The following is a 17,262-nucleotide window of genomic DNA, read 5'->3' as shown; positions in this document are numbered from 1 at the left end:
CGATTCCCGGTCGAAGCGGGTTTCGCCTTTAAGTTCTTCGCTTTCGCGTTTCCCTTTCCGGCGAGTCCGACTCTATCAGATCCTTTCGGGCCTGATTCCCAGTCAGTGGGGGGTCGCCTTCCCGGCTGTTGGGCCGTTCCGACGAGTGAGACTTTAGCGAATCCCGGGCCCCGACGCTAATCGGGTCACGCTCGTTCGAACGCGGATTCCTCATTTCGCAAATGCGCACAGAAATCGGTGCGACAGCTGTCGCTCGCTTCACGTGGTTCTTGCGGAATGGCTGTCCGGGGACCGACCGGGGTCGGCGCTCACGTCGGACAACTCGGAGCACATTACGGATCCGTGCGGGGAGTGTCAACCCCCGGCCGGGGCACGGAGTCGTGGAAGGCCAGGCGGTAGTCGCGGGGGCTGGTGGCGAGGTGGGTCGCGAAGTGCTGGCGCATGGTGATCTCGCTGCCGAAGCCCGTGCGGCGGGCCACTTCGGGGAGGGGGAGGTCCGTGCGTTCCAGGAGCTTCTGGGCTGCGGCGATGCGTTGGGTGATCAGCCAGCGCAGGGGTGTCGTGCCCGTCGTCGCCTGGAAGTGGCGGGCGAAGGAGCGCGGGGACATACCGGCGTGGCCGGCCAGGGTCGCGACCGTGTGGGGTTCGGCCAGGTGGGTCAGGGCGTGGGCGCGTACCGAGGCCAGGGTGTCGGCGTTGCGGTCGGTATGAGGGGTGGGGTGCTCGATGAACTGAGCCTGGGTTCCGGTGCGGAACGGGGCCGTGACCATCGAGCGGGCGATCGTGGCCGCGGCTTCCGCGCCATGGGTCGTACGCACCAGGTGGAGGCAGAGGTCGATGCCGGCTGCGGTTCCTGCTGAGGTCCAGATGTTGGTGTCGTGGATGAACAGGGCGTCCTGGACCACCGTGACGTGGGGGTGGTGGGTGCGGAGGAGGCCGCTGAGGTTCCAGTGGGTGACTGCCTGGCGGCCGTCGAGCAGACCCGCCTGGGCCAGGGTGAATGCTCCTCCGCAGAGCGCCGCGATCGGGGTGCCGGCGGTGTGCGCGCGGCGGAGGGCGTCGAGGACCGGGGCAGGGGCGGGTGTCACGTGGTCGTCGAGGCCGGGGACCACGATGAGGTCGGCGCGGGGCAGCCAGGTGAGGGTGCGGTCCGGGGTGAGGGTCAGGCCGCCGCGGAGCGGGATGGGGGCGGGGTGCGCTGCTGTGCGACGCAGGTCGAACGCGGGTACGCCGCGGTCGGTGCGGTCCACGCCCCAGACCTCCGTGATGACGGAGACGTCGAAGGCTCTGATGCCGGGGAAGGCGAGGAGTGCGATGCGCGTCTTGGCGGCCATCGTGGCAGTAAAGCATCGATCGATGGCTTTTGTTGGTCTGGGTCGGCGGCCTGCGGGGGCACAGGATCGGGGCATGGAGATTTCGGAGAACGCGGCGCTGGTTGTGGTGGACGTACAGGAAGGGTTCGAGGAGGAGGCGTACTGGGGACCTCGGAACAATCCCGATGCCGATCAGAACATCGCCGGGCTGATCGATGCCTGGCAGTCGAGTGGGCGGCCCGTCGTCTTCGTACGGCATGACTCGCCCAAGCCCGATTCGCCGCTGCGGGTGGACTATGCCGGTAACGGCTTCAAGAGCTATGTGGAGGAGCGGCGGGGGAAGGGGAGCGGGCCCGAGCTCTTCGTGACGAAGAGTGTGAACTCCGCCTTCTACGGGGAGCCCGATCTGGGTTCCTGGTTGCGGGAGGGCGGAGTGCGGCAGATCGTCGTGGCCGGGATCCAGACCAATATGTGCGCGGAGACGACGGCGCGGATGGGCGGGAACCTCGGGTACGAGGTGTTCTTCCCGCTGGACGCCACGTACACCTTCGACGGGGTGGGGCCCTGGGGGTGGACGCTGAGTGCGGAGGAGCTGGCACGGGCCACCGCCGTGTCGCTGCACGGCGGTGGGTTCGCGCGGGTGGTGCGGAGTGCGGAGCTGGCGGCGGCGGTGGGGTGACGGTCAGCCGTTGCCGGTGGCCAGTTCGCGGCTTCGGTCCCGGGCGGCTTCGAGGGCGGCGATGAGGGCGGCCCGTACGCCGTGGTTCTCCAGCTCACGGATGGCGCTGATGGTGGTGCCGGCGGGGCTGGTGACGGCTTCGCGGAGCTTGACGGGGTGTTCGCCGCTGTCGCGGAGCATGACGGCGGCGCCGATGGCGGCCTGGACGATCAGGTCGTGGGCCTGGGCGCGGGGCAGGCCGAGGAGGATTCCGGCGTCGGTCATCGCTTCGACGAGGAAGTAGAAGTACGCGGGGCCCGAGCCGGAGAGGGCCGTGCAGGCGTCCTGCTGGGATTCGGGGACGCGGAGTGTCTTGCCCACGCTGCCGAAGATCTCCTCGGTGTGGGCGAGATGCTCCGGGGTGGCGTCGCTGCCTGCGGAGATGACGGACATGCCCTCGTCCACCAGGACGGGGGTGTTCGGCATGACGCGTACGACCGGGGTGTGCGCGGCGAGGCGTTCCTCGATGAACGCGGTCGTGATGCCGGCGGCGGCGCTGATGACCAGGCGGTCGGCGGTGAGGTGGGGGGCCAGTTCGTCGAGGAGCTTGCCCATGTCCTGCGGCTTGACCGCGAGGATGAGGGTGTCGGCGCTCTTGGCGGCTGCGGCGTTGGTGACCGGTTCGACCCCGTACCTGGTGCGGAGTTCTTCGGCGCGCTCGGAGCGGCGTGCGGTCACGAGGAGGTCGGCCGGGCGCCAGCCCGCCCGGATCATGCCACTGAGCAGGGCCTCGCCGATCTTGCCTGTGCCGAGGACTGCGACTGTCTGGGTCATGGGTTCACCCTCCGGGCGGTGCTCTGTTCGTCTTTCTCCGCGTCATCCTCGCACCGGGTCGTCAGGCCGTGCGGCGGCGGAGGGTGGCCGCGCCCAGGCAGAGGACGAGGAGCGCGCAGCCCGCGACGACGAGGATGTCGCGGAAGAAGTCGGCGGTGATGTCGGTGTGGAGGAGGACCTCGTTCATTCCGTCGACGGCGTACGACATGGGCAGGACGTTCGAGATCCATTCGAGTACGGGGGCCATCTGGTCCCGCGCGATGAACAGGCCGCAGAGGAGCAGCTGCGGGAAGATCACGGCCGGCATGAACTGGACGGCCTGGAACTCGGACGCTGCGAAGGCGGAGACGAACAGGCCGAGGGCCGTGCCGAGCAGCGCGTCCAGCAGCGCGACCAGGAGCAGCAGCCAGGGTGAGCCGGTGACGTCGAGGCCGAGCACCCAGACGGAGAGTGCGGTGGCCAGGAGGGACTGGGCGACGGCGACCGTGCCGAAGGCCAGGGCGTAGCCGGCGATCAGGTCGCCCTTGCCGAGGGGCATGGCGAGGAGGCGTTCGAGGGTGCCGGAGGTGCGTTCGCGGAGGGTGGCGATCGAGGTCACCAGGAACATCGTGATCAGCGGGAAGATGCCGAGCAGTGAGGCTCCGATGGCGTCGAAGGTCTGCGGGCTGCCGTCGAAGACGTACCTGAGCAGCGTGATCATCAGGACCGGGATGAGCAGCAGCAGCGCGATGGTGCGGGGGTCGTGACGGAGCTGCTGCAGGACGCGGGCGGCCGTGGCCGTGGTGCGGGCGGGGGTCAGGGCGCGTGGGGTGGTGGTGTTCATCGGGTCGTCTCCTGGCGGGTGGCGGTCGCGGATGCCTCGTCGACCAGGTGGAGGAAGGCTGCCTCGACGGTGTCGGAGCCGGTGCGGGTGCGCAGGGCCGCGGGGGTGTCGTCGGCGAGGATCTCGCCCTCGCGCATCAGGAGGAGCCGGTGGCAGCGCTCGGCCTCGTCCATGACGTGCGAGGAGACGAGGATCGTCGTGCCCCGCTCGGCGGCGAGGGTGTGGAAGAGGTTCCACAGGTCGCGGCGCAGGACGGGGTCGAGTCCGACGGTCGGTTCGTCGAGGACCAGGAGTTCGGGTGTGCCGAGGAGGGCGACGGCGAGGGATGCGCGGCTGAGCTGGCCGCCGGAGAGGGCGCCGCCGAGGGAGTCCGCGTGGGAGGCGAGGTCGACGTCGTCGATGGCCCGGGTGACGGCTTCCCGGCGGGCGGTCCGTTGGTGGCGGCCGGGCTGGAGGACGGCCGCGAAGTAGTCCAGGTTCTGCCGGACGGTGAGGTCGGTGTAGACGGACGGGGCCTGGGTGACGTAGCCGATGCGGGGGCGGAGTGCGGGGTGGCCGGCCGGGTGGCCGAGGACGTCGAGGGTGCCGGTGACCCTGGCCTGGGTGCCGACGACGGCGCGCATGAGGGTGGATTTGCCGCAGCCGGAGGGGCCGAGGAGGCCGGTGATCCTGCCGGGTTCGACGGTGAAGCCGAGGCTGCGCAGGACGGTGCGCTCGCCTCGTACGACGGTGAGGGCGCGGGCCTCGATGGCGGGGATGGGCGTGGGTACGGCCGGCTTTTCGGGTGGTTCGGGGCTGTCCGCGTGCAGGAAATTCATCATGTGATGAATTTTGGTTCCGGCCCAGCCCTCTCGTCAAGAGACTGACGGGGCGCGGGCGGTCGGGGGCGTGAACGGAGGTGGTGATTCCACTCCTTTGCGCTTCTACTGGTCCGCCTTCCGGGCCCGGTGGTCGGCTCCCGTAAAACGGGCCTGCCGCCGGGCTGACCGTGTTGGTCTACGAAGCGGTTCAGCTGTACGGGGCACGCGCCCTCGGGGTTCTGGTGCTGGCCGCCGGGCAGCTGTACGTACTTGCGGACGCGACGGCTCCCGAGTCCATGGCCCGGAAGCTCACCGGCCGGAGCGACGGCTCTGTTCGGGCTGCCGGTGCATGTGGAGGTGACGGGCGTGGAACAGGCGGAGGGCACTGTCCGGGTACGGGTGGTGGGCAACACGACCTTTCTCCGGCTGCCGAAGCTGCTCGACGCGCTGGAGGCTCTGCCGCGCGGCCGGAGTGTGGAGCTGGATCCGAGCGGGCTGCGGCACACGGACCACGCGTGCGCGGCCGCGCTGGAGGCGTGGGCCTGGGCGCGGGCGGCGGGTGTGCGGGTGCGGCGTGCGGGCGTGGGCCTGGTGCCCGGCGGGTAGCGGCCGCCTCGGTCCTGGGTGCCGAGCGGGGTTACTTGCGCTTGGGGCGCTTACGGGCTGCCGGGTTTCCCGTACGGGCCGAGCGGCGCTTCGCGTACTGGGCGAGCGCGGCCTCGTACTCCGTACGCCGCAGCTTCTCGCCCGGGGCTTCCGTGAGCGCGCGGAAGAAGTAGGCGAGCAGTGAGCCGACGAAGCCGATGGACTTGAGGCCGCGCAGATTGTCCTCGCGCGCCGGGTCCGCGGGCCGGCGGCCGAAGCCCTCCCAGGTCTTGCGGAAGGCGATGGCGCTGCAGATCGCGAACATCAGGACGACCAGCAGGCCTACGAAGCTGCCGACGTCCGCGATCTCCAGGCCCTGGTAGGCGAAGCGGAGTACGAAGCAGGCGGCGACGGCCGCGGCGAGCGAGCCGACGGCGACGCCGGCCCGCCGCAGCCCGTAACCGCCGTCGTGGCCGACCCAGGTCGTACCGAAGAAACGGATGGGCTCGGGCTGCGGGCCGGCCGCGGTGGAGCCGGCGGGCTTGGGGCCGGGACCGGGACCGGGGGTTTCGCTGTTCTCGCTGTTCTCGCTGTTCTCGCTCACGGAGTCGATTATCCCCGGTCGGCGTCGGTAGCCGTCAGTCGCAGCGCGGGGCGACGTACCCGTCACTGCCGGTCTTGACGTACGCGTCCGCGACGAACTCGCCGTCGGCGACGTTGTCCCAGAGGTTGGTGGTGCCGTAGGGACCGGTGATCCACTCCCCCGGCTTCTGGCAGTAGACCGGGACGCTCATTCCGTACGGGAGCGTCCGGACGATCCCGTACTTGGTGCCCGGTCCGCGCCGGACGTTGACCCGGTATCCAGGTGCGATCGGATAGCGCGTCACGCCGTCCGATGCGATGGTCGCGCTCTCCACAGTGACGTTTTCTTCCACGGCCATGAGGGCCTCCCCCGTTGGAAACAATTCGTGCGACGCGCAGGCTAACAAGCCCCACCCCGATCGCACACACCATCGACTAGGCTCCGTGCGTCGCGCTTGCGCACGAACACACGGGGGTGGGCGATGCCGCCGCTGCGAGGTACCGGATTCGGTCCGGAAGCGGAGCATCCTGAGTACGCCGGGCAGTACCGACTTGAGGCATGTCTCGGAGCGGGCGGCATGGGTGTGGTGCACCTGGCGCGCTCCGCATCCGGGCTCCAGCTCGCGGTGAAGATCGTGCACCGGCAGCATGCGGCGGACCCGGAGTTCCGGGCACGTTTCCGGCAGGAGGTGGCGGCGGCCCGACGGGTCAGCGGCGCGTTCACCGCGCCGGTCGTCGATGCCGATCCGACCGCCGCGCTGCCCTGGATGGCCACGCTGTACGTGCCTGGCCCGACGCTCTCCGAACAGGTGAAGCGGAATGGGCCGATGGCGCCCGCCGAGCTCCGCAGGCTCACCGCGGGCCTGGCCGAGGCGCTGCGCGACATCCATCGGGCCGGTGTCATCCACCGCGATCTCAAGCCGAGCAACGTGCTGCTCTCCGACTCGGGGCCCAAGGTCATCGACTTCGGGATCTCCCGGCCGTACGACAGTGATCTGCGCACGGAGACCGGGAAGCTGATCGGCTCGCCGCCGTACATGGCGCCCGAACAGTTCCAGCGGCCGCGCGAGGTCGGGCCGGCGGCGGATGTGTTCGCTCTGGGGGCCGTGCTGGTCCATGCCTCGACCGGCCGGGGGCCCTTCGACTCGGACAGTCCGTACATCGTGGCCTACCAGGTCGTGCACGACGAGGCCGATCTCGCCGGGGTGCCGGCGGATCTGTCGCCGCTGGTCGCGCGGTGCCTGGCCAAGGACCCGGCGGAGCGGCCCACTCCGGACGAGATCATGACGGCGCTCGCGCTGCAACCTCCGTCGTACGAGGCTGCCGCGTTCATACCTGCGCAGCGTCGGGCGGCCGCGGTGCGGGGGCCGGCGCAGGCGTTGGTGCGGGGAGCGGGCTCGGGCTCGGGCTCGGAGATGGGATCGGGCTCGGGCTCGGATACGGCGACGCACGTACGGGCGTCCGGTGCGGGTTCCGGTTCGGTGCGGATACGGAAGCGCGGGGTCCTTCGGTCTCGGTGGGCGGCGGCCGGCGCGGTGCTGCTCGTCCTGGCCGTCGGGGGCGCGGGTGCGGTCGGGCTCTGGGGCGGGGACGGCTCTTCGGGCGGTTCGGTGCGGGCGGGGAGCGGCAAGGGTGCGGTGCCGGCTGCCTTCGTGCCGTGGGTGACGCCGTTGCCGTCGCCCGGCGGGTCGACGCCGGTCTGTTCGGGGACGGGCGGTGGGCTGTACTGCGCGGCTGCCGGATTCGGTACGGCGCTGCTCGATCCGGTGGACGGCAAGGTGGCCTGGTCCCATCGGCAGTCCTCGGGGGACACGCCGTCGGTGGGGGTGCTTTCGGGCGGAGTCGTCCACGCCTCCGATCCCGGTGAAAGGCTCCGGGTGTACGACGCGGACAAGGGCGGAGAGCTCTGGGACAAGGACCTGTCCGCGTACCTCGGTGTCCCCTTCTCGGCCGGGGACACCCTGCTGATGACCCGGGAGAACGGCACCGCCGAAGGACTGGACGGCAGGACCGGCGCGTCCCGCTGGGTGCGGGCGGTGCCCGGTCATCTGCGGCCCGACTACGCGCTGCACGACGAGGGGTCCGGGCTCGCGTACGCCTTCGAGCACGCGGCCGACGGCGCCACGACGCTGGTCACGGCCCTCGAAGCCGCTACGGGGCGCACCGCGTGGCAGCACCGGCTGGACGGGACGCTCACCCCGGTGGGCGCGCCGGGCGGTGCGCTGGTGCTGACGGCCATGAACGCAGAGGCCCAGACCGTGGGGCTCGTCCGCTACGAACCGGTGCACACGGCGGTCACACGGCTGGCGCTGCCCTTCCGGATGAACGAACCGGAAGTGGTGATGGGCGGAGACAACGCCTATCTGCTCGCACGGGACGGCACGCTGCTCGCCATGGACACCAGCAGCCCGGATGGCACGGACGCGGGAAGCGGGAAAGCCGAGCTGTGGCGCCTGGAGACCGCGGCCGGGCGGACCTCACCACCCGTACTGGCAGGTGGGAACCGGCTGTGCTTCTCGGCGGCCGACGGACGGCTGCTGGCCGTCGACACGGAGCGCGGAACGCTGCTCGGTCAGACCCGGCCCCGGCTGCGGGCGGGAAAGCTCACGTACGCCTCGACGCTGCCCGCGCCCGTGGCCATCGGACGGACCGTCTACGGAATGTCCCCCGACGGTTCCGTATTCGCGGTCGACGGGCGCAGTCCCGCCGACTGGTGAGGCCCTGGGAACCGGTCGGTGACCGGGGCCCAGGGCCGTGGAGCGGTCCGACCGGTCAGCCGAGCTTGGAGACGTCGCGCACGGCGCCCCGGTCCGCGCTCGTCGCCATCGCCGCGTAGGCGCGCAGGGCGGCCGAGACCTTGCGCTCGCGGTTCTTCGGCGCGTAGACCCCGTTCAGTGCCTCGCGGCGGGTGGCCAGCTCGGCTTCGGGCACGAGGAGTTCGATGGAACGGTTCGGGATGTCGATCCTGATCCGGTCGCCGTCCGCGACGAGCGCGATCGTGCCGCCCGATGCCGCCTCCGGCGAGGCGTGGCCGATGGAGAGGCCCGACGTACCGCCGGAGAAGCGGCCGTCGGTGATCAGGGCGCAGCTCTTACCGAAGCCGCGGCCCTTGAGGAAGGAGGTGGGGTAGAGCATCTCCTGCATGCCGGGGCCGCCGCGCGGACCCTCGTAACGGATGACGACGACGTCTCCGTGGGTGATCTCCTTGCGGAGGATCTTGTCGACGGCCTCGTCCTGGGACTCGCAGACGACGGCCGGGCCCTCGAAGGTCCAGATCGACTCGTCGACGCCCGCGGTCTTCACGACGCAGCCGTCCTCGGCGAGGTTGCCCTTGAGGACGGCCAGGCCGCCGTCCTTGGAGTACGCGTGCTCGACGGAGCGGATGCAGCCGCCCTCGGCGTCCGTGTCCAGGGTGTCCCAGCGCTCGGACTGCGAGAAGGCGGTCGCCGAACGGACGCAGCCGGGCGCCGCGTGCCACAGCTCGGCGGCCTCGGCGGACGGTGAACCGCCGCGCACGTCCCACGTCTTGAGCCACTCGGCGAGGGTGGCGGAGTGGACCGTGTGCACGTCCTCGTTCAGCAGGCCGCCGCGGTAGAGCTCACCGAGGATGGCGGGGATGCCGCCCGCTCGGTGCACGTCCTCCATGTAGTACGTGCCGCCGGGGGCCACGTTCGGCGCGACCTTGGCCAGGCACGGGACGCGGCGCGAGACCGCGTCCATGTCCGCGAGACCGAAGTCCAGCTCGGCCTCCTGGGCCGCGGCCAGCAGGTGCAGGATCGTGTTGGTGGAGCCGCCCATCGCGATGTCGAGGGCCATGGCGTTCTCGAAGGCGGCGCGGGTGGCGATGTTGCGCGGCAGGACGCTCATGTCGTCCTGCTCGTAGTGGCGCTTGGTGATCTCGACGATCGTGCGGCCGGCGTTCTCGTACAGAGCCTTGCGCGCGGTGTGCGTGGCGAGGACCGACCCGTTGCCGGGCAGGGCCAGGCCGATGGCCTCGGCCAGGCAGTTCATCGAGTTGGCGGTGAACATGCCGGAACAGGAGCCGCAGGTCGGACAGGCGTTCTCCTCGATACGGAGCATGTCCTCGTCCGAGATCTTGTCGTTGACCGCGTCGGACATCGCGTCGACCAGGTCGAGACTGCGGACCGTGCCGTCGACCAGCGTGGCCTTGCCGGCCTCCATCGGGCCGCCGGAGACGAAGATCGTCGGGATGTTGAGGCGCAGCGCGGCCATCAGCATGCCGGGCGTGATCTTGTCGCAGTTGGAGATGCAGATGAGTGCGTCCGCGCAGTGCGCCTCGACCATGTACTCGACGGAGTCGGCGATCAGGTCGCGGGAGGGGAGGCTGTAGAGCATGCCGCCGTGGCCCATCGCGATGCCGTCGTCGACGGCGATCGTGTTGAACTCACGGGGGACGGCGCCCGCCGCCAGGATCGCGTCGGAGACGATGCGGCCGACCGGCGCGAGGTGGGTGTGCCCCGGGACGAACTCGGTGAAGGAGTTGGCCACCGCGATGATCGGCTTGCCGATGTCCTCGCTCGCTACGCCCGAGGCCCGCATAAGGGCGCGGGCGCCCGCCATGTTGCGGCCGTGGGTGACAGTGCGGGACCTCAGCTGGGGCATCTCGCTCGCTCCTTCGACAGAAAAGACTGTCTTCGAGCCTACGCCTCGGCTCCAAGATCTGGACAGTGTGTCCGGAATGCGGGATGTGGTGCTCGGTGGGTGGGCGAGTGGGCGGACCGGGGTGGAATGGGCGGGCTGGGATGCGCGGCCCCGGAATGGTCAGGGCGCCGTCAAGTACCTCTGGAGCGTCGGTGCCACCATCTCGATGATCTTCTCCGGGTCCGCCGACGCCAGCGGTTCGGCCTGGATGACGTACCGCAGGATCGCGATGCCGATCATGTGCGAGGCGGCCAGTTCCGCGCGGAAGGTCGGATCGGGTACGTCCAGTTCCGCCGCGATCCGCTCCAGCAGACGCCTCAGCACGAAGCCCCGCAGTACCTTCGCGGCCGCCTCGTGGGTGAGGGCGGAGCGGATGATCGCCAGCAGGGGGGCCCGGGTCGCCGGGTTCTCCCATACGGAGATGAAGTAGCGGGCCAGCCGCTCCCCCAGGCCGTCCGTGGAGCCGCCGAGGACGGCGGGGATCACCAGGGCGGGCTCGAAGGAGACCTCGATGGCCGCCGCGAAGACCTCGTCCTTCGTACCGAAGTAGTGGTGGACCAGTGCGGCGTCCACGCCCGCCGCCTTGGCGATGCCCCGGATCGAGGTCTTGTCGTAGCCGCGCTCGGCGAATTCGGTGCGGGCGGCTTCGAGGATGCGGGTACGGGCGTCGGGGCCGGCGGCCTCCGTCGTACGCGAGGGACGGCCCCGGCGGCGGGGGGCGGGAGCGTCCGGCGTCATGCGCGAGGGACCTGCGCGGCGGACGCCAGGTGCAGCCGGGTGAAGGCCAGCGCCTCCGCGAGGTCGGCCTCACGTTCGGCGGAGGACATGGCGCGGCGGGTGTTGACCTCGATGACGACATGGCCGTCGAAGGAGGTGCGGGCCAGCCGCTCCAGCAGCTCCGCGCAGGGCTGGTCGCCGCGGCCCGGCACCAGGTGCTCGTCCTTGCTGGAACCCTTGCCGTCGGCGAGGTGGATGTGGGCGAGCCGGTCGCCCATCCGGTCGACCATGGCCAGCCCGTCGGTGCGGGCGGTGGCGGTGTGCGAGAGGTCCACCGTGAAGTGCCGGTAGTCGTCGTTCGTGACGTCCCAGTCGGGGGCGTACGCGAGCATCTCGCGGTCCCGGTAGCGCCACGGGTACATGTTCTCGACGGCGAACCTGACGTCCGTCTCGTCGGCCATGCGCCAGATGCCGGTGACGAAGTCGCGTGCGTAATTGCGCTGCCAACGGAACGGCGGGTGTACGACGACGGTCGACGCCCCGAGCTTCTCCGCCGCCGCCTTCGCCCGCTGGAGCTTCACCCACGGGTCGGTGGACCAGACGCGCTGCGTGATGAGGAGACAGGGGGCGTGGACCGCCAGGATCGGCACCTGGTGATAGTCCGAGAGCCGCTTCAGTGCCTCGATGTCCTGGCTGACCGGGTCGGTCCAGACCATGATCTCGACACCGTCGTAGCCCAGGCGCGCAGCAATCTCGAAGGCCGTCGCCGTCGACTCCGGATAGACCGAAGCAGTCGACAGGGCGACCTTCGCATCCGGAACGCGCACCACTGGTTCTGCCACCAGAACAGGGTACGGGCAGCGGTGCGCGTCGCCGGGGGATCTTGACCGAAAGTGACCAGGGCCATGGCAGATGGGTGGGTGGGTGTCCTCGTGCCCGGCCCCGGGGACCGGACAGAGCGGCCCCCGGCGGCGGTGCCGTCAGTTCAGGGCGGCCTGTCCCGTCGGGAGGTGGTCCAGTCGGCGCAGGATGACGCCCTCGCGCAGCGCCCAGGGGCAGATCTCCAGCTCCTCGACGCCGAACAGGTCCATCGCCCCCTCGGCGACCAGCGCCCCGGCCAGCAGCTGCGCGGACCGTCCCTCGGAGACCCCGGGCAGGTCACCCCGCTGCTCGACGGTCATCGCCGCCAGCTTCGGGACCCACTCCTCCAGCGCCTTGCGGGTGAGGACGCGCTGTACGTACAAACCCTCCGTGGAGCGGGCGGCGCCCGCGATCCTGGCGAGCTGCTTGAAGGTCTTGGAGGTGCCGACGACACGGTCGGGGCCGCCGAAGCGGGTGAACTCGCCGACGCTCCGGGCGATCCTGGCCCGCACATGGCGGCGCAGCGCCTTCACCTCCAGCGGGTCCGTCGGGTCGCTGGGCAGCCAGGCCGCGGTGAGGCGCCCCGCCCCGAGCGGCAGCGACACCGCGGCGTCGGGCTCCTCGTCGATCCCGAACGCGACCTCCAGCGAGCCCCCGCCGATGTCCAGGACGAGCAGCTTCCCCGCCGACCAGCCGAACCAGCGGCGGGCCGCGAGGAACGTGAGCCGCGCCTCCTCCTCGCCGTTGAGGACGGCGAGGTCGACGCCCGTCTCGTCCCGCACCCGCGCCAGCACCGTATCGGCGTTGGTCGCCTCCCGTACGGCGGAGGTGGCGAAGGGCAGCACGTCCTCGCAGCCCTTGTCCTCGGCAGCCTGGACCGCACCGGCGATGGTCGACACGAGCCGGTCCACCCCCACCGGGCCGATCGCCCCGTCCGCGTCGAGGAGCTCGGCCAGCCGAAGCTCCGCCTTGTGCGAGTGCGCGGGCAGCGGGCGGGCGCCGGGGTGAGCGTCCACCACCAGCAGATGAACCGTGTTCGACCCCACGTCGAGGACTCCGAGTCTCATACCCGGAACGCTACTGCTCCGACGGACTTACTCTTGGCGCGTGCCAAAGACGAAAAAGGCGAAGCCGGACAAAGCCACGAAGAAGCAGAAAACGAAGCGGGAGATGCAGCAGCCGGAAGCGAAGGGACAGGCCAGGCCCGACGAGACAGGGATCGACTTCGCGCGGGCCTGGGTGGAGTTCCCGGACCCGGCGGACGACGAGCAGATCTTCCGCTGCGACCTGACCTGGCTGACCTCCAGGTGGAGCTGCATCTTCGGAAGCGGCTGCCAGGGCATCCAGGCGGGCCGCGCGGACGACGGGTGCTGCACGCTGGGCGCCCACTTCTCCGACGAGGACGACGAGAAGCGGGTGGCCGGCCATGTCGCGCGGCTGACTCCTGATCTGTGGCAGTTCCACGACGTCGGTACGGAGACGGGCTGGGTCGGCATCGACGAGGACGGCGAGCGCCAGACCAGGCGCTGGGAGGGCTCCTGCATCTTCCAGAACCGGCCCGGTTTCGCGGCCGGCGCCGGCTGCTCCCTGCACATCCTGGCGCTGCGCGAGGGCAAGGAGCCTCTCGAAACCAAGCCGGACGTGTGCTGGCAGCTGCCGATCCGGCGTACGTACGACTGGATCGACCGCCCGGACGACACACGGGTGCTCCAGGTCTCGATCGGGGAGTACGACCGCAGGGGCTGGGGCCCGGGCGGTCACGACCTGCACTGGTGGTGCACCTCGGCGACGTCGGCGCACGGGGCCGGGGACCCGGTGTACGTGTCCTACCGCCCGGAGCTCGTCGAGCTGATGGGCAAGCAGGCGTACGACCGCTTGGTCGAGCTGTGCGAGGAGCGGTTGTCCTCGCTCCTGCCGATGGCACCGCACCCGGCCGACCCGACGGGCTGATGCGGCCCTTTGGGCTGACGCGACCTTCGGGCTGAGGTGGCTTTCGGGCTTACGTCAGCCCGTCGGGCTTACGTCAGCCCGTCGGGTCCGGGGTCGTCGGGCTCGTTCCCGGGTCCGTGGGCGTGGTGGGGTCGCTCGGGCCGGGCGACGACGGCGGGTCGGTCGGCTCCGTCGGGGTCGGGGTCGGGGTCGGCTCGGTGGGAGTCGGGGTCGGGTCAGGTGACGGCGTCGGGTCCGTGGGGGTGGGCGTAGGAGTCGGTGTCGGTGTCGGCGTCGGCTCCGCCGGCTCCGACGGGGTGGAGGGCTCCGAGGGGCTGATCGGGTCCCCGGGCGGCGGCGCCGTGGCCCCGTACCCGTCGATCACGACCACGGACCCTTCGGGGTCGAGGCCGACCCGTGCGCGCCACGGTCCGTCCGGCTCGGCCGCGTGGTTCACGGAGACACGGATCGTGACGCTCCGGCCGGGGGCGAGCGTGCCGGACGTGCTGCTGAGGTGGAGCCAGGGCGCGTCCACCCAGGCCGACCAGGAGACCGGTTCGCTTCCGGAGGCCGTCAGGGTGATCGTCGTGCGGTCGCCGGACGTGCGGGCCGTGACTGACAGGCTGCCGGGAGCATGTCGGCCGCCGGTGCTGATCACCTCGGCCGAGACGTCCGGGGTGCGGGCACCGGGCGTGAAGCGGCCGTTCTTGTCGGGGCGGGCGTTGCCCGCGTTCTCGTAGTGGTCGTACGCCTCGTCTTCGAGGCCGCCCGCACCATCCATCTCCGTCGCCGCGACCGAGGCACCGGCATGCCCCTCCCCCGTCTGCGGCGCCCCCCGGTAGGCGGCCCACAGGGCGATCACGGGGGCGGCGACGACGGTCGCGACCACCGTGGTCGTCAGGACCCGGGCGCGCAGCCGGTCCCGGCGGGCCGCGTGGTCCTTGGGGTCCAGCGGGAAGCCCGCCCGGTCGAAGCGCGGGCCGCCCGACCGGGAGCGCTGGGCGTGGGCCATGGCGACCTGGACGGAGGGGAGCGGCGCCTCGACGACCGGGAGCCCGGCGGTGGGGCTGACGGTCGCGCCGGGCCAGGGGCCTGCGGCGCCGGCCCGTTCGGCGGCGCGGCGGCAGCGAGGGCAGTCGTCGACGTGCCGGACGAGTTCGCGGCGCAGGGCGGCGGAGAGCAGGACCTGGTGGTCGCCGGTGAGCCGGGCGACGGTGGGGCAGTTGCCGGTCTCGACGACGGCGAGGGCGGCCCGGGTCCGCTCCACCTCGCAGGCGGCGGCGGCCAGGAGTTCCCGGGCGACGAGGGGTTCGAGGCCGAGGACGGCGGCTACGGCGCGTGGGGGGAGCCGGTGGCGCACCGCGAGTTCCAGTGCTTCGCGCTGCTCGGGGGTGGTGCCTGCGGCCTCGGGCCAGGCCAGCTGGGCGAGTTCGCGGCGGTGCGCCTCCGCAGCGGGGGACTCGGAGGGCGCCGGGACGGCTGCTTCCTCGGGGTCCCCCGCGGCGGGTGCGGGGGCTTCCGGTGCGTTCCTGGGCGTGCGGCGGGTGGCGCGCGCGCCCCCTTTGGCCGACTGGCGGTGGGCCTGGCGGCCGCGCTTCTGCTCGGTGAGCTTGCGCAGGCACATCCACCTGGCCAGGGCGTACAGCCAGGATTTACGTTCCTCCTCGCCGGTCGGGCACCGGCTGTCCTGCCGTTCGGCGACGACGAGGACCGCGCCGAGCGCCTCCGTCGCCGCCTCGTGATCGCACAGTACGGAGAGGCAGTAGGTGAACAGGCCGTCGAGATACGGCTCGTAACGTGCGGGCGGTCGCTGAGCCGACGAGTGGGGAGCGCGGCGGTGCGCCCGGTGTGCGCCGGTGATGTGTGTGGAGGTCTCCAGCCTGGTGCTCGTCACCTGGCGACCGTAGGCAGGGAAGGCACACCCTTAGCACCTCTTGACCACATTTAATCCTTACGGGTGAACGTATCCCTCAAAAGAGGACAGCAATTCCGGTTTCTGGCGGAAGCCCCCGTGTGCGCCCCTGCGCCGGTCGGGACTGTCAGACCTCACCTATACGGTGGCGCCATGGCTGCCCGTACGAAATCCGCGAAGGACCGGCCGTCCTACCGCTGCACCGAGTGCGGCTGGACGACCGCCAAGTGGCTCGGCCGTTGCCCCGAATGCCAGGCATGGGGGACGGTCGAGGAATTCGGCGGCGCCCCTGCCGTGCGCACGACGGCTGCCGGCCGCGTCTCCACCGCCGCCGTCCCCATCGGCCAGGTCGACAGCCGCCAGGCCACCGCCCGCTCGACCGGCGTCGGCGAGCTCGACCGCGTCCTGGGCGGGGGGCTCGTGCCGGGCGCCGTCGTGCTGCTCGCGGGCGAACCAGGTGTCGGGAAGTCGACGCTGCTGCTGGATGTGGCGGCCAAGGCGGCGAGCGAGGACCACCGCACGCTGTACGTCACGGCCGAGGAGTCCGCGAGTCAGGTGCGGATGCGCGCCGACCGGATCAAGGCCATCAACGACCACCTCTACCTCGCGGCGGAGACCGACCTGTCCGCGGTCCTCGGCCACCTGGACGCGGTCAAGCCGTCCTTGCTCGTCCTCGACTCCGTACAGACCGTGGCCTCGCCCGAGATCGAGGGCGCGCCCGGCGGTATGGCACAGGTCCGGGAGGTGGCCGGGGCACTCATCCGGGCCTCCAAGGAGCGCGGCATGGCGACGCTGCTGGTCGGCCATGTCACCAAGGACGGCGCGATCGCCGGGCCGCGGCTCCTGGAGCACCTCGTCGATGTGGTGCTGTCCTTCGAGGGCGACCGCCATGCCCGTCTCCGTCTCGTCCGGGGCGTCAAGAACCGCTACGGGGCGACGGACGAGGTCGGCTGTTTCGAGCTCCACGACGAGGGGATCACCGGTCTCGCCGACCCCTCGGGCCTCTTCCTCACGCGGCGCGACGCGCCGGTTCCGGGGACGTGCCTGACGGTCACGCTGGAGGGCAAGCGGCCGCTCGTCGCCGAAGTGCAGGCGCTGACGGTCGACTCGCAGATCCCTTCGCCCCGGCGCACGACCTCCGGTCTGGAGACGTCCCGGGTGTCGATGATGCTGGCGGTGCTGGAGCAGCGGGGGCGGATCAGTGCGCTCGGCAAGCGGGACATCTACAGTGCGACGGTCGGCGGCGTGAAGCTGACCGAGCCCGCCGCGGACCTGGCGATCGCGCTGGCCCTGGCCAGTGCGGCGAGCGACACCCCGCTCCCCAAGAACCTGGTCGCGATCGGCGAAGTTGGCCTTGCGGGCGAGGTCAGGCGCGTGACGGGGGTGCAACGCCGACTGGCCGAGGCGTACCGCCTCGGGTTCACGCACGCACTCGTGCCGAGCGACCCGGGAAAGGTGCCGTCGGGTATGAAGGTCACGGAAGTCGCCGACATAGGCGATGCCCTCAGAGTGCTCCCGCGCCGGTCTCGTCCGGACGGACCACAGGAGGACAATGCGCGCCGGTAGACTTTGCCCTGGTCTCGCCC

The 17,262-nt window shown here is 71.2% G+C and carries 15 protein-coding genes and 1 pseudogene; 5 read left to right on the top strand and 11 right to left on the bottom strand.

The genetic code is table 11. The features are described from left to right. Positions 1–332 precede the first annotated feature (332 nt). Complete coding sequence (locus ACFT7S_RS30845; RefSeq protein ID WP_382737433.1) at positions 333–1,334, bottom strand: GlxA family transcriptional regulator; 1,002 nt, start codon at positions 1,332–1,334, stop codon at positions 333–335. A gap of 73 nt (positions 1,335–1,407) precedes the next feature. Here ACFT7S_RS30845 and ACFT7S_RS30840 point away from each other — a divergent pair, with 73 nt between their 5' ends. Continuing rightward, the gene (locus ACFT7S_RS30840; RefSeq protein WP_382737432.1) at positions 1,408–1,992 is read left to right on the top strand and encodes a cysteine hydrolase family protein; all 585 of its coding nucleotides are present in this window, start codon (positions 1,408–1,410) and stop codon (positions 1,990–1,992) included. Positions 1,993–1,995: 3 nt separating this feature from the next. On the opposite strand, the gene proC is transcribed toward ACFT7S_RS30840, so the two are convergent. The 3 genes from proC to ACFT7S_RS30825 all read right to left on the bottom strand — a co-directional run bounded on the left by proC (position 1,996) and on the right by ACFT7S_RS30825 (position 4,449). Then, positions 1,996–2,805, bottom strand: coding sequence for a pyrroline-5-carboxylate reductase (gene proC, locus ACFT7S_RS30835; RefSeq protein ID WP_382737431.1), 810 nt, complete (start codon positions 2,803–2,805; stop codon positions 1,996–1,998). Between the two features lie 61 nt (positions 2,806–2,866). Continuing rightward, a complete protein-coding gene (locus ACFT7S_RS30830; protein ID WP_382737430.1) occupies positions 2,867–3,628 on the bottom strand; it encodes an ABC transporter permease in 762 nt (253 codons plus the stop codon). After that, on the bottom strand, positions 3,625–4,449 hold the full coding sequence (locus ACFT7S_RS30825) for an ABC transporter ATP-binding protein (protein WP_382737429.1): 825 nt from the start codon (positions 4,447–4,449) through the stop codon (positions 3,625–3,627). The genes ACFT7S_RS30830 and ACFT7S_RS30825 overlap by 4 nt, the downstream gene beginning before the upstream one ends. A 360-nt stretch (positions 4,450–4,809) precedes the next feature. On the opposite strand from ACFT7S_RS30825, the pseudogene ACFT7S_RS30820 reads away from it, so the two are divergent. Continuing rightward, positions 4,810–5,034: pseudogene (locus ACFT7S_RS30820) on the top strand (SulP family inorganic anion transporter); the annotation flags it as partial. A gap of 31 nt (positions 5,035–5,065) precedes the next feature. On the opposite strand, the gene ACFT7S_RS30815 reads toward ACFT7S_RS30820, so the two are convergent. Together ACFT7S_RS30815 and ACFT7S_RS30810 are read right to left on the bottom strand one after the other, a co-directional pair. Next, positions 5,066–5,617 carry a hypothetical protein gene (locus tag ACFT7S_RS30815; protein ID WP_382737428.1) on the bottom strand — a complete coding sequence of 184 codons (552 nt, stop codon included), beginning with the start codon at positions 5,615–5,617 and terminating at the stop codon, positions 5,066–5,068. Positions 5,618–5,651: 34 nt separating this feature from the next. Then, positions 5,652–5,954 (bottom strand): SH3 domain-containing protein, encoded by a 303-nt coding sequence (locus tag ACFT7S_RS30810; RefSeq protein WP_382737427.1) that lies wholly within the window; start codon positions 5,952–5,954, stop codon positions 5,652–5,654. A 123-nt stretch (positions 5,955–6,077) separates the two neighbouring features. On the opposite strand from ACFT7S_RS30810, the gene ACFT7S_RS30805 reads away from it, so the two are divergent. Then, a complete protein-coding gene (locus tag ACFT7S_RS30805; RefSeq protein ID WP_382737442.1) occupies positions 6,078–8,312 on the top strand; it encodes a PQQ-binding-like beta-propeller repeat protein in 2,235 nt (744 codons plus the stop codon). 55 nt (positions 8,313–8,367) lie between these two features. Here ACFT7S_RS30805 and ilvD read toward each other — a convergent pair whose 3' ends face one another. The 4 genes from ilvD to ACFT7S_RS30785 all read right to left on the bottom strand — a co-directional run bounded on the left by ilvD (position 8,368) and on the right by ACFT7S_RS30785 (position 12,902). Next, entirely contained in the window at positions 8,368–10,218 is a 1,851-nt protein-coding gene (gene ilvD, locus ACFT7S_RS30800; protein WP_382737426.1) for a dihydroxy-acid dehydratase, read from the bottom strand. A 159-nt stretch (positions 10,219–10,377) separates the two neighbouring features. After that, positions 10,378–10,995 carry a TetR family transcriptional regulator gene (locus ACFT7S_RS30795; protein WP_382737425.1) on the bottom strand — a complete coding sequence of 206 codons (618 nt, stop codon included), beginning with the start codon at positions 10,993–10,995 and terminating at the stop codon, positions 10,378–10,380. Continuing rightward, on the bottom strand, positions 10,992–11,816 hold the full coding sequence (locus tag ACFT7S_RS30790) for a sugar phosphate isomerase/epimerase family protein (protein ID WP_382737424.1): 825 nt from the start codon (positions 11,814–11,816) through the stop codon (positions 10,992–10,994). The genes ACFT7S_RS30795 and ACFT7S_RS30790 overlap by 4 nt, the downstream gene beginning before the upstream one ends. A gap of 138 nt (positions 11,817–11,954) precedes the next feature. Beyond that, positions 11,955–12,902 carry a Ppx/GppA family phosphatase gene (locus ACFT7S_RS30785; protein ID WP_382737423.1) on the bottom strand — a complete coding sequence of 316 codons (948 nt, stop codon included), beginning with the start codon at positions 12,900–12,902 and terminating at the stop codon, positions 11,955–11,957. Between the two features lie 40 nt (positions 12,903–12,942). Here ACFT7S_RS30785 and ACFT7S_RS30780 point away from each other — a divergent pair, with 40 nt between their 5' ends. Continuing rightward, on the top strand, positions 12,943–13,785 hold the full coding sequence (locus ACFT7S_RS30780) for a hypothetical protein (protein WP_382737422.1): 843 nt from the start codon (positions 12,943–12,945) through the stop codon (positions 13,783–13,785). Positions 13,786–13,858: 73 nt separating this feature from the next. On the opposite strand, the gene ACFT7S_RS30775 is transcribed toward ACFT7S_RS30780, so the two are convergent. Then, positions 13,859–15,658: a hypothetical protein gene (locus ACFT7S_RS30775; protein WP_382737421.1), complete on the bottom strand. Its 1,800-nt coding sequence runs from the start codon at positions 15,656–15,658 to the stop codon at positions 13,859–13,861. A gap of 171 nt (positions 15,659–15,829) precedes the next feature. Between ACFT7S_RS30775 and radA the strand changes: the two genes are divergently transcribed. Further along, complete coding sequence (radA, locus tag ACFT7S_RS30770) at positions 15,830–17,242, top strand: DNA repair protein RadA (protein ID WP_382737420.1); 1,413 nt, start codon at positions 15,830–15,832, stop codon at positions 17,240–17,242. The last annotated feature ends 20 nt before the right edge of the window (positions 17,243–17,262 follow it).

The sequence above is a fragment of the Streptomyces sp. NPDC057136 genome, assembly GCF_042670885.1.
In the GTDB taxonomy this organism is placed as follows: Bacteria; Actinomycetota; Actinomycetes; order Streptomycetales; family Streptomycetaceae; genus Streptomyces.
This window is presented reverse-complemented; position numbering and strand designations above follow the sequence as displayed.